This is a genomic window from Streptomyces sp. NPDC041796 (assembly GCF_055590785.1).
The window spans coordinates 160448-171974 of sequence record NZ_JBVJAH010000003.1 but is presented as its reverse complement, the minus strand read 5'-3'; the positions used below and the strand labels follow the sequence as shown (position 1 = coordinate 171974).

11 protein-coding genes are annotated in these 11527 nt (G+C 71.4%); 5 read left to right on the top strand and 6 right to left on the bottom strand.

The annotated features are described in order from the left end of the window. Positions 1-129: 129 nt before the first annotated feature. Entirely contained in the window at positions 130-1065 is a 936-nt protein-coding gene (gene tgmB, locus ACZ6C1_RS06965) for an ATP-grasp ribosomal peptide maturase (RefSeq protein WP_469238578.1), read from the bottom strand. A 22-nt stretch (positions 1066-1087) separates the two neighbouring features. Next, complete coding sequence (tgmA, locus tag ACZ6C1_RS06960; protein WP_469238576.1) at positions 1088-1282, bottom strand: putative ATP-grasp-modified RiPP; 195 nt, start codon at positions 1280-1282, stop codon at positions 1088-1090. Between the two features lie 130 nt (positions 1283-1412). Between tgmA and ACZ6C1_RS06955 the strand changes: the two genes are divergently transcribed. After that, a complete protein-coding gene (locus tag ACZ6C1_RS06955; RefSeq protein WP_469238573.1) occupies positions 1413-1892 on the top strand; it encodes a YchJ family protein in 480 nt (159 codons plus the stop codon). 278 nt (positions 1893-2170) lie between these two features. On the opposite strand, the gene ACZ6C1_RS06950 is transcribed toward ACZ6C1_RS06955, so the two are convergent. The 4 genes from ACZ6C1_RS06950 to ACZ6C1_RS06935 form a co-directional block, all read right to left on the bottom strand. Then, entirely contained in the window at positions 2171-4219 is a 2049-nt protein-coding gene (locus ACZ6C1_RS06950; RefSeq protein WP_469238572.1) for an MDR family MFS transporter, read from the bottom strand. A gap of 66 nt (positions 4220-4285) precedes the next feature. Continuing rightward, positions 4286-4720 (bottom strand): GNAT family N-acetyltransferase, encoded by a 435-nt coding sequence (locus tag ACZ6C1_RS06945; protein WP_469238570.1) that lies wholly within the window; start codon positions 4718-4720, stop codon positions 4286-4288. A gap of 127 nt (positions 4721-4847) precedes the next feature. After that, positions 4848-5108 carry a hypothetical protein gene (locus ACZ6C1_RS06940; protein WP_469238568.1) on the bottom strand — a complete coding sequence of 87 codons (261 nt, stop codon included), beginning with the start codon at positions 5106-5108 and terminating at the stop codon, positions 4848-4850. A 168-nt stretch (positions 5109-5276) separates the two neighbouring features. Beyond that, positions 5277-6506 carry a PucR-like N-terminal domain-containing protein gene (locus ACZ6C1_RS06935; protein ID WP_469238566.1) on the bottom strand — a complete coding sequence of 410 codons (1230 nt, stop codon included), beginning with the start codon at positions 6504-6506 and terminating at the stop codon, positions 5277-5279. Positions 6507-7086: 580 nt separating this feature from the next. Here ACZ6C1_RS06935 and ACZ6C1_RS06930 point away from each other — a divergent pair. The 4 genes from ACZ6C1_RS06930 to ACZ6C1_RS06915 all read left to right on the top strand — a co-directional run bounded on the left by ACZ6C1_RS06930 (position 7087) and on the right by ACZ6C1_RS06915 (position 11526). Next, positions 7087-7680 carry a hypothetical protein gene (locus tag ACZ6C1_RS06930; RefSeq protein WP_469238564.1) on the top strand — a complete coding sequence of 198 codons (594 nt, stop codon included), beginning with the start codon at positions 7087-7089 and terminating at the stop codon, positions 7678-7680. Positions 7681-7794: 114 nt separating this feature from the next. After that, positions 7795-9294, top strand: coding sequence for a DUF6801 domain-containing protein (locus ACZ6C1_RS06925; RefSeq protein WP_469238563.1), 1500 nt, complete (start codon positions 7795-7797; stop codon positions 9292-9294). A 244-nt stretch (positions 9295-9538) separates the two neighbouring features. Continuing rightward, on the top strand, positions 9539-10522 hold the full coding sequence (locus tag ACZ6C1_RS06920) for an ABC transporter ATP-binding protein (protein ID WP_469238561.1): 984 nt from the start codon (positions 9539-9541) through the stop codon (positions 10520-10522). Then, positions 10519-11526 carry an MlaE family ABC transporter permease gene (locus tag ACZ6C1_RS06915; protein ID WP_469238558.1) on the top strand — a complete coding sequence of 336 codons (1008 nt, stop codon included), beginning with the start codon at positions 10519-10521 and terminating at the stop codon, positions 11524-11526. The genes ACZ6C1_RS06920 and ACZ6C1_RS06915 overlap by 4 nt, the downstream gene beginning before the upstream one ends. Position 11527 lies beyond the last annotated feature (1 nt).

Genomic DNA, 11527 nt, shown 5'->3' with positions numbered 1-11527 from the left:
CCACCCCTTACCCGCGGTAACTGTCACGTCGGTCGCAGGAGCATAGGGCCGCCCCGGCGGGCCCCGGAACCACCGCGCGTCCCCCTTGGCGCAACAGCCGCCACAATGGCCGGTTCACAGCGGGTCGGATCAGAAGCGCGTCGGCGGAGCCCCCAGCCAGGAGGCGACCGCCCCGGCGATCGGCTGGCCGGTCTGCAGCTCGACGAAGCCGAACTGGCCGCCCTGGTTGCACTCCAGGAACCACCACAGGCCCTCGTCGTCCTCGGCGAAGTCGAACGCGGCGTACGCCAGGCCGGCCAGGTCCATGTACTCGCGGACCGACCGGACGATCCGGTCCGGCACCTCCACCGGCTCCCAGGAGTGCCCGGTGTCGCCGTAGCGCCCGTCGACCTGCCCCTCGTCGGCGACCTTGCGGGCGGCGAACAACCGCAGGCCGACACACGTCAGCCGGACGTCGGCGCGCTTGGCGACGTAACCCTGGAACAGCGTCGGCCCGGCCGCGACCCCCGCGAAGTCTGCGCCCGGCTCCACCAGCGCGGTGGGCAGCGCCACGGGTGGCTCGGTGCGCGGCGGCCCCGACAGGGACTTCACCACGACCCGCTCGTACCGCGCGGCGAACTCCTCGGCCACCCGCGGGAACGTGGTGATGAGGGTGGGCGGCACGGCGAAGCCACTGTGGTGCGCGACACGCAACTGCCAGGGCTTGTACCGGGCCTGCGCCGCCTGCCGCGGGTGGTTCATCCAGCGCGCCGTGGTCGAGTACAGCATCCCGTACAGCGCCTGCCCCGTCTCGGCGCCCAGCCACGCCGACGTCCCGGTCGCGTGCGCCGCCGGCTCTCCCGGCCTGCGCACCCAGACGGAGCGCAGGGCCCGGGAGCTGACCATGCGCCCCTGCGTCGAGAGGTAGCAGTGGAAGTCCCCGTGGACGTACTCGGCCGACAGGTCGACGCCACCGGGCAGATCGGCGGGATCCAGCCGTACGAGCGGCACACCCCGCTCGTGCAGCTCGGCCACCACCATGTCCGCCGTGACGTCCTGAGGGCTCGTCAGGATCAGTACGGTCATCAGCGCGTGCCGACCGGGTCGCTCAGTCGTCGAAGTGCGTCTGGGAGCCGGCGGTGGACGTGGTCGTACCGGCGGCCAGGAGCAACGCCCGGTCCCTGATCGCCGGACGCCCGTCCGACAGGACGTTCAGCTGGAGCGCCGGGTCGTACGTGTAGAGAGCGGTGACGTCCTCCGAAGCCTTCTGCGGACGCGCGTAGCTGCACGCGAACGGCTGCATGATCCCCTCCATCACTCGTCAACTTCGGTACATGTGACGGTACGCGGGCGAATGTGTAGGGATCTCACTACTCTCCGCTGCAATACGGGCACCGGATCGTCCACCGGCCGGCGACCGGCAGAATGGGGGCATGCCCCGACGCACCCCCGCCCGCCGCGCCACCCCCCGTCCGACCTCCCGTAACGCCCGGTCCGCCACCCGCCCCGAGACCGCCCCCGCGGTCCGGGGCGACGCCCCCTGCCCGTGCGGTCTGCCCGCCGCCTACACGGCCTGTTGTGGCCGGTTTCACACGGCGGAAGCCGTCGCTCCGACCGCCGAGGCGCTGATGCGTTCCCGCTACAGCGCCTTCGTCGTCCGCGACGAGCCCTACCTGCTGCGCACCTGGGCAACGGCCACCCGCCCGAGGAGCGTCGACTTCGACCCGGCCATGCGCTGGACCGGCCTGGAGATCGTCGACACCACCGACGGCACCCTGTTCCACACCACCGGCACGGTCACCTTCGTCGCCCGCTACACCCACCGGGGCGAGCCGGGCGAGCTGCGCGAACGAAGCCGCTTCGAGAAGGCCGACGGCGCCTGGGTCTACGTCGACGGGACCTTCACCGACTGAAGCGCCACGGAGCCCTCGGCGGTGCGCGTGACGGGGGTTTCGCGGGGCAGGTCGGGGGTCTCACCGGTGAGGTGCGGGGGGCCTTCCGCGGCGCGCGTGCCGGAGGCTTCACCGGTCACGTGTGGGGGGCTGCACCGGGGCGCGGGGCGGGGGTCTCACCGGTGAGGTGCGGGGGCCTTTCAGCGGTGCGCGCGGCGGGGGTTTCGCGGGGGCTGCACGGGGCGCGTGCCGGAGACCTTCACCGGCTCGCCCGCTGAGCGGCCTTCCCCCGATCGGTGTCAGGCGCGAGCCGGCATCGCCGCCGCGAGGTCCTCCGCCAGCAGCCGCTTCGCGATCGCGTCCACCGCCGCCCGCAACTCCGGACCGCTCGGACGGCCGGTCTCCCGCTCGACCTGCCCGGCCAGCCATTCCCCCCACGCGTCGCTGATCACCCGCGCCTCGCGCGCCCCGGCCTCGGTGTGCGAGAACAGAGGCCCGTGCCGCGTCAGGTACCCCTCCTCCACCATCCGGTCGAACACCGGCACCAGCACCTCCGGCGGCAACCGGCGCCGCGCCGCGATCAGCCCCAGACTCGCGTGCCCGACCAGCCGCGTCATCAGCTCCACCTGCATCACCGCCCACGCCCCCGCCGGGTCCAGCCGCGTGTCGGACGCCGCCACCACCCGCCGCACGGTGTTCAGGTCCGTCCGGCGCAGCAGCTTGCCCACCGACAGTTCCAGCAGCTTCGCCGAGTCGGCGGTCGCGACCGGCGAGGAGAAACCCTCGCCCATGTCGGGGGCCGTCGCCCGGGCCGTGTCGCGCAGCTTCACCTGCTTCAGGAACAGCGCCACCACGAACCCCGCGGCCGCCACCGGCACCGTCCACAGGAACACCGTGTGCAGCGTGTCCGCGTACGCCTCGATGATCGGCGCGGCCTGGTCCGCGGGCAGCGCGTGCACCCCTGCCGGGCTCTGCGCCGCCCGCGCCAGCACCGACGCGTCCGGCGCCCCGGGGACCGCCGCCGCCCTGGCGACGCCCTCCTGAAGATTGGGTCCCAGCGCGTTGGCGTAGATCGTGCCGAACACCGCCGTCCCGAAGGACATGCCCAGCGTGCGGAAGAAGGTCACGCCCGACGTGGCCGTGCCCAGGTCGGCGTAGTCCACCGTGTTCTGCACGGCGATGGTCAGCACCTGCATGCACAGGCCGATCCCGATGCCGAGGACGAACATGTACAGGGACTCCAGCCGGCTGCTCGTCCCCCGCCCCATCAGGGACAGCAGGTAGAGCCCGACGCACATCACCAGCGACCCCACGACCGGGAAGATCCGGTAGCGGCCGGTCTTGCTGACGACGTTGCCGCTGAAGACCGAGGCGATCAGCAGACCGACGACCATGGGCAGCGTCCGGACGCCGGACACGGTCGCCGAGTCGCCGTCGACGTACTGGAGGTACGAGGGCAGGAAGATCATCGCGCCCAGCATCGCGAAACCCACGATGAAGCTGAGCACCGAGCACACCGTGAACACCGGATTGCCGAACAGCCGCATCGGCAGCATCGGGTCCACCGCCCGCAGTTCCGCCACACAGAACAGCGCGAGCGCGGCCACCCCGCCGGCGAAGAGCCCGATGATGACCGGTGAGCCCCATGCGTACTCGTTGCCGCCCCAGCTCGTCGCCAGGATCAGCGCGCTGGCGCCGACCGCGACCAGGGCGATGCCGGGGTAGTCGATGACGGGCTTGGCCGGCGGCCTGACGACCGGGATGGTACGGGCCGCGGCGACGACCACCACGACGGCGATGGGGACGTTGACGTAGAAGGCCCACCGCCAGGACGCGTGATCGGTGAACAGCCCGCCCAGCAGTGGGCCGATCACCGTCGACACACCGAAGACGGCTCCGATCGCGCCCTGGTACTTGCCCCGTTCGCGCAGCGGGATGACGTCCGCGATCAGTGCCATCGCGGTCACCATCAGCCCGCCCGCGCCGATGCCCTGCAACCCCCGCCACACGATGAGCAGCATCATGTTGGTCGCCAGCCCGCACAGGAACGACCCGGTGATGAAGACGACCGCCGAGACCTGGAAGACCACCTTCCGGCCGAAGAGGTCACCGAACTTGCCGACCAGCACGGTGGCGACCGTCTCCGCCAGCAAGTAGGACGTGACCACCCACGACATGTGGGCGGCGCCACCCAGTTCCGCGACGATCGTCGGCAGGGCCGTCCCGACGATCGTCTGGTCCAGGGCCGCCAGCAGCACACCCAGCATGATCGTCACGAAGACGATGTTCCGCTGCCGCGCGTCGAGCACCGGCGGTGCCACCGGAACCTGCTGCGTGGTCGTCGTCACGCTTGCACCCTCACACCGGCGGCCCGCACCCGCATGCGGACCCGGTCCGGACCGGTGACCGGGGCGTCAGAGCTCGATCTGGTACCGGATGAAACCGCGGTTCTCGGCCACCTTGTCGTACAGGCGCCGGGCCGTCGCGTTCGACTCGTGGGTGTTCCAGTACACGCGCACGCAGCCCCGCTCGCGGGCCCACTCCGTCACCGCGGCGATCAGTTCCCGGGCGACGCCCCGGCCGCGCACGTCGGACGCGGTGAACAGGTCCTGGAGGTAGCACACGTCCGGCCCGGAGGTGTTGGCGTGCACGAAGAAGTGCGTGATCCCCACGAGCCGGCCGTCCAGCCTCGCCACGAGCGCGTGCATCCGGGTGTCCTCCTGGAACGCGCGCCAGGACCGCTCGTACATCTCGGGCGGCTCGACCCTCCCGTAGAAGTCGATGTACGCGCGGAAGAGCGCCTCCCAGGCGTCCCGGTCGGACGGCGTCGGCCTGTCGACTGTGATCATGGGGCTACGATCGCACGGACGGCCGAAGGCCCGCCGCCCGGGTCGGCGCGGTCAGCGCCACGCCGCTCTGCTTCGGTCCCCTGGCGGCGCCCGCCGGGGCCGGCCACGCCGTTCCGCTTCGGCGCGGTCAGCGCCACGCCGCGCCCGGGCGCAGCAGCAGGCCCGGGTTGTACGCGCCGAGGACCTTGTTCGCCCTGGCCAGCGCCGCCAGGGCGTGCTCGCGGTCCGCCTGGTCCTCGGTGCACAGCGGTGCGCGGAACCGGTACACCTCGCGCGCCGCGCACTCGGCGTCGACCTCGGCCTGAAGGATGCCGATCGGCATGCACGACCCGATGAGGGCGGCGACCCGGTCGGGGATCGGGACGGGGACGAGGGGCGACGCGGTCACGTGGAGTCCTTCACTGCTTGAGCCTGCTTGTGGCAGCTGTCAGTTTGCTGTGCTCCCTCCATGGGTACAGCATCAGGTTCGCGTTTTCCCCAAGGGTTTGTATCTGTGCTGCAACCGTTTGCTCCGGCGACCATGATTTTCTGTTACGGGGCCGGTGCCGTACGGGCTTCAGCCGCCGGTGCGCCGGCCCCGGGTCTCGGCGGCGCGCAAGTGCAGCGCCCGCAGCACCGCCTCGGTCGCGAACCGGGACCGCGGGTCGGCGAGCCGGCCTCCGAACCGCGCTTCCAGGTTGCGCATCCGGTAGCGCACGGTCTGGGGGTGGACGTCGAGTAGTTCACCCATCTGGGCGGCGGTGCCGCGGGTGTCCAGCCAGGTGCGCAAGGTCTCGATGAGCCGGTCGCGGCGGGTGGGCGTGAGCCCCGCGAGCGGCGCGAGTTCACGCTCGGCGAGCTGGTCCACCAGGGCGGGGTCGGCCAGGAGCCACAGGGTGATCAGATGGTCGGCGCAGAAGGTGAGCGGGGCGTCCTCGACGACGCCGGTGTCGATCAGTTCCAGCACGCGGCGGGCCCAGCGGAGCGAGTCGGCGGCGGACGCGGTGGGGACGGTGAGGCCGACGGCGGCCCGGGTCGAGGGGAACGCCGCCTCCAGCGCGCGTCTTCGCCCGTCGTCCGGCGGTCCGGGGAGGAGTAGCAGTGGCTGAGGTTCACTCAGGTCGACCAGGACATCGTTGTCGAGTTTCCCGGACGGGGAGAGCCGGGCGGGGGAGCGCAGGGCGACCGGAGTGACCCGGTCGGGCAGCGGCCAGCCGGTCTGCTCGGCCAACTCCACGACGGCGGTACGCGGTACGGGCGGCCCTGCGAGAAGGAGACGCAGCAGCCGCCTGCGTAACGCCTCGGTCTCTTCGACGGTCTCCGCCCGCACTTGGAGGTAGCCCTCGCGGGAGAGGGCCTCCAGCTCGTCCACGTAGGCGAACAGCGCGTCGGCGAAGCTGAGCATCAGGGTGGGGGAGAGGTGGTATCGCCGGCCGACCTTCTTGGCGCGCCGCAGCGCGACCCGCGCGCCCAGGCGGTAGGCGCCTTGCAGGTTCTCCAGGCTGCGCCCCTCGTACGCCTCGAACCGGCCGAACCGGCGGCACATCTCGTCGCGCAGGGTCGTGGGCGCCGTCGGGGAGGCGACCTGGTCGACGAAGGCGGAGATGTTCTGCTCGACGCCGAGGCGGATCGCCTGGCCGTAAGGACCGTTGAGGAGCCGGGCGTATTCGGGGTAGGCCCGAGTGACCTCGATGCCTATCTCCTTGATGAGGCTCGGCAGTTCCGGCCGGATGATGGCGGCGAACTCCTGGGGCAGCGGCCCCAGTGGCTCGCCCGCGTCCGACGGCTGGGTGGTGGTTCGGGGCATGGCGGACGGCCCCTCCTTCTCCGGCGTGCCGGTGGGGGGAGGTGGGGTGCGGGGCGCGTGGGGGGAAGCGCTCCCACGCGGACGGGGGTGACACTTCGTGGGGAGCCGAACATAGACCAGGAGCCGCCGGACGCGCATGAGTTCGGACCAAGGCGGACGGTGCGGCGCCCGGATCTGGCCGAAGCCCGACCGTCACCGCCGCCCGAGGGGAGCCGAGCTGCGGACGACGGGTCGGGAGTGCTCACTTCCGCATAAGAAAGCCCGGCGATCTGTTGCCCGGGCGACAAGAAAATACCCATCGGTAAGAGCGTCGGGCAAAACTTACGGTCGAGTATTGCGCGGCCGGTTACTCGCTCGTAGCGTCGATCGCGCAAGGTGCTCGACCTGGTGGCCTCCCGAATTTGGCCCCGCGTTCCGTGAAGTGAGCCGCCACCGCTGTTCCCCGGCGCGTACGAGCCGCATACGCGCCGGCGGAGAGCGGTCATCAGGTACGCCCCATCCCCTCAGGAGGGAAAAGCCCGTGCGACGCATTACCAGAATCTCCGCCTTTTCCGCCGCCGCATTACTGGCCGCCGCCGGAATGTCCGCGACGACCGCCTCGGCCGCCCCCCAGGCCCAGTGGACCGTCACCAACCCGGCCGCCAACGACGCCTTCAGCGCCACGAACGTCGCGGCAGTCAACGCCGTCCTCACCAATGTGACCACCGGCGCCACCATCACCTGCGCCGTCTACGGCGCGAGCGGGACGGCCGTGGACGGCGTGTACGACAGTGGCGCGGGACTGGCCACCATCGGCAGCGCCACCTTCGGCACCTCCACCACCAAGTGCAACGGCCCGCTGGGGTCCAAGTGGGTCTCGCAGTCCGTCCAGCCCATGAAACTCAACGGGGCGACCTACAGCGCCGGCGTCACCAAGGGCTCGCTGACCGGCGTCAAGGTGACCCTCACCGGCACCAGTGTGCTCGGCACCTGCAACGCGACGATCGAAGGGTCGGCCAACACCGGCAGCTACACCAACGGCACCGGTGTCCTGGAGATCGTGCCCGACACGACACCCGCGCTGACCGTCACCAGCGCGTCCGGCTCGTGCGCCGGGCTGATCAAGGCAGGGGACAAGGCCAAGTTCGGCGCCAAGTACCAGGTCTCGCCGGTCATCACGGTCACCAGCCCGTAACCACGGCGCGGGCGATCCCTGCCGAGTCGTGCGGTCGGCGTGCACCCGGCCGCACGGACTCACGAGGGAAAAGGCCCATGCGGACGGACGGCAGCGGGCGATGGGGGTTGACCGATGGGCAGCAGCACGAGCGGTGGCCGCCGGCGGCGGCGGACCTGGCCACGCACCGCGTCCGTGGGCGCCGCCGTCCTGGTGGCGGGACTCGTACCCGGAACCGGGACCGGGGTCGCCGTGGACGAGGGCGTGCGGAACGCCGAGGCCGACTTCGGCTACCGGTGCGGCCTGCCGGGCGGGCAACACCGTGCGGAGGTACGGGTCTCGGCCACCTTGCCGCGGCAGGTCGCGGCCGGCCGGCCGGTGCGGCCCTCGGACGTACGGGTCGCGGTACGCCTGCCCGCGGAGGCGGTGGCGGAACTGACCGCACTCGGCGCGGTGGCGGCGAGCGGGGCGGTGCGTCTCACCGGGCGGGTGGCGCAGGGCGACGACACCGCCGACCTGCCATGGACGCAGCTGACCGCCCCGGACGGGGACCTTCCCGCCACGGGGCCGTACGCGGTCGAGGCCGCGGGCGCCGTGCCGACGGTGACGGCCTCCTCCGGGGGCGACCTCTCCTTCTCCACGGGGCCCGTCACGCTGGACCTGCTCCTGCGCAGGGGCGACGACACCCCGACGACGCCGCCCGGCCTCTCCGTCACCTGCGAGCCCGAACCGGACCAGGACCTGACCATCGGGCGGGTCGCGGTCCTCCCCGCGCCCGGCACCGGTGCCCGGCCCCCGGTCGTGCACGAGCCGCCCCCACCCGGTCAGGGTGACGCGGAGGACGGACCGGTGCCGGCCCCGCCGGGCAGCGCCGCCGGGAGCGGAACGGGCCACGAAACCGCCCCGCCCGACGAGTGCGTGGAGGCCCCGCCCGTGACGCAGGAACCCGTACCGAGCCACGGTTACATCGCCGGTTACGCCAACGTCCTCAAACTGGGCTCGGCCGTGTTCATCAAGGAGCCCGGTCTGATGAAGGTGAACATGGCCAAGGCCACCCAGACCTATCAGTGCCCCCGCGACGACGGGCTCGTCTTCACCATGTACAGCGACGCCACGTTCGACCACCGCGGAAAGCCCCAATTGCCGCCCGCCCGGTCGACGTTCCTCACCTTCGGCTTCATGCCGACGACCGCCACCGCGGAATTCACCCTGGACGCGCCGATGGAGATCGCCACCGGTAGCCATTTCTCACCCGACGGGCAGTTCTCCGAGGTGACGAGGGCGACCGCGAAGCTGTGGGTGCGGCTCCACGACGTCGAGGTGAACGGCACCCCGCTCGACGTCGGCCCCGCGTGCCGCACCGCCCGGCCCATGGAACTGGTTCTGACGGGCCGTGGCTCGTACGACGCCGAGGGCAGGCCGCACGGCTACACGGTGGTCACCGGCGGCCCGCTGACCGGCACCGCAACCATCCCGGAGTTCAGCGGCTGTGGCGTCACGGAGGACCTCGACCGGCTGTTCACGGCGTCCCTGTCGGGAGGCGGCAACCACACGAAGATGACCCAGGGCGTGCTGTGCTCCCCGGGCCAGCCGGAGCACTGCCCGAACCCGCCCAAGCCGAAGCCCGAACGGTGAACCGATCGGTGCGCGGAACGGTGCGCGGAACGGTGCGCGGCACGGTGAACCGAGCGGCCGCCGGTGCGCACCGGGCGACAAAGAAACCGGATCGGTTTGTCATGCGGTGACAAAGAGATCCTTCCCTCGGAAGACGTCCTGCGCGGCGCTTGTCGAAGACCTCCGAGTGACCGTAACGTGCGCCCCCCGACGCACTTTTGTCACTTCCTCAGCACGTCAGCGAGAGCGCGACCTGGGAGTTGTGGTGGGAACAGAAGTGGTCGTCGAAGGACTCACCAAATCCTTCGGCCCGCAGAACATCTGGCAGGACGTCACCCTCACCCTGCCCGCCGGCGAGGTCAGTGTGATGCTCGGCCCTTCGGGCACCGGGAAAACCGTATTCCTGAAATCCGTCATCGGGCTGCTGAAACCGGAACGGGGACGCGTCCTCATCAATGGTGTCGACATGGTGAACAGCCCCGAACGCGACATCTACGAGACGCGGAAGCTGTTCGGCCTGATGTTCCAGGACGGGGCACTCTTCGGATCCATGTCGCTGTTCGACAACATCGCCTTTCCGCTGCGCGAGCACACCCGCAAGAAGGAGTCGGAGATCCGCCGCATCGTGATGGAGCGGATGGAGATGGTCGGACTCGTCGGCGCCGAGGGGAAACTGCCCGGCGAGATATCCGGCGGAATGCGCAAACGCGCCGGACTCGCCCGCGCCCTGGTCCTCGACCCGCAGATCATCCTCTGCGACGAACCCGATTCGGGCCTGGACCCGGTCCGCACCGCCTACCTTTCGCAGCTCCTGATCGACCTCAACGCCCAGATCGACGCCACGATGCTGATCGTCACCCACAATCTCGACATCGCGGCCACCGTTCCGGACAACATGGGAATGCTGTTCCGGCGCAATCTCGTCACCTTCGGGCCGCGCGAAGTCCTGCTCACGAGCGACGAGCCCGTCGTGGCTCAATTCCTCAGCGGCCGCCGCGAAGGGCCCATCGGCATGTCGGAGGAGAAGGACGCCGCGACACTGGCGCGTGAGCAACGCACACCCACGGCGTACGCGCCACGCACGCTCGCCCCCCAACTCGAGCCCTCACCCGGCATGCCGCCCCGCGCCGCCGTCCTGCGCCGCCGGGAACGGGTCCTCGCCATGCTGCCGCGCCTGCCGGAGGCCGCCAGAACGGCGATCCTCCGCAGCTACGCCCCCGCCGGCACGGTCGGCGGTGCCGCCTCATGACCCCCGACCGCCCGGAGGTCTCCACCCGTGGGGAGGCTCTCACCGGCCCGGGGGCCCCGACCCGTGGGGAGGCTCCCACCGGCCCGGAGGGCTGCAGCACCCGTGCAGAGACTCTCACCGACCCGGAGGGCTCCACCCGGGCGGAGGCCCCCGCCCGCCCGGAGGCCCCCACCCGCCCCGAGGTCCGCGCCGGGCGGCGGGGCGGGGCCCGGAGCGCCGCATACGGGCCGCCGCCCGCGCGGGTGCTCGCGCCGCTGCGCGAGACCGGGCGGCTGTTCGCCCTCGCCGTCACCGTCGCGCGGGACATCTTCCGCCGGCCGTTCCAACTCCGCGAACTCGTCGAGCAGTTCTGGTTCGTCGCGAGCGTCACGATCCTGCCCGCCGCCCTGGTGTCCATCCCGTTCGGCGCGGTCATCGCCCTTCAGGTCGGCTCGCTGACCCAGCAGCTCGGCGCCCAGTCGTTCACCGGCGGCGCCAGTGTCCTGGCCGTCGTCCAACAGGCCAGCCCGCTGATCGTCGCCCTGCTGATTTCCGGGGCCGGCGGCTCCGCCATCTGCGCCGACCTCGGCTCGCGCAAGATCCGGGAGGAGCTGGACGCCATGGAGGTCATGGGCGTCTCACCCGTCCAGCGCCTGGTCGTCCCGCGCGTCCTCGCCACCATGCTCGTCGCCGTCCTCCTCAACGGCATGGTCTCCGTCGTCGGCACCCTCGGCGGCTACTTCTTCAACGTGATCATGCAGGACGGCACCCCCGGCGCCTACCTCGCCAGCTTCTCCGCCCTCGCCCAGCTCCCCGATCTCTGGATCAGCGAGATCAAGGCCCTGATCTTCGGGTTCCTCGCCGGCATCGTCGCCGCCCACCGGGGCCTCAACCCGCGCGGCGGGCCGAAGGGGGTCGGCGACGCCGTCAACCAGTCCGTCGTCATCACCTTCCTCCTCCTCTTCTTCGTCAACATGGTCCTCACGGCGATCTACCTCCAGATCGTCCCCGCGAAGGGGGCGTGAC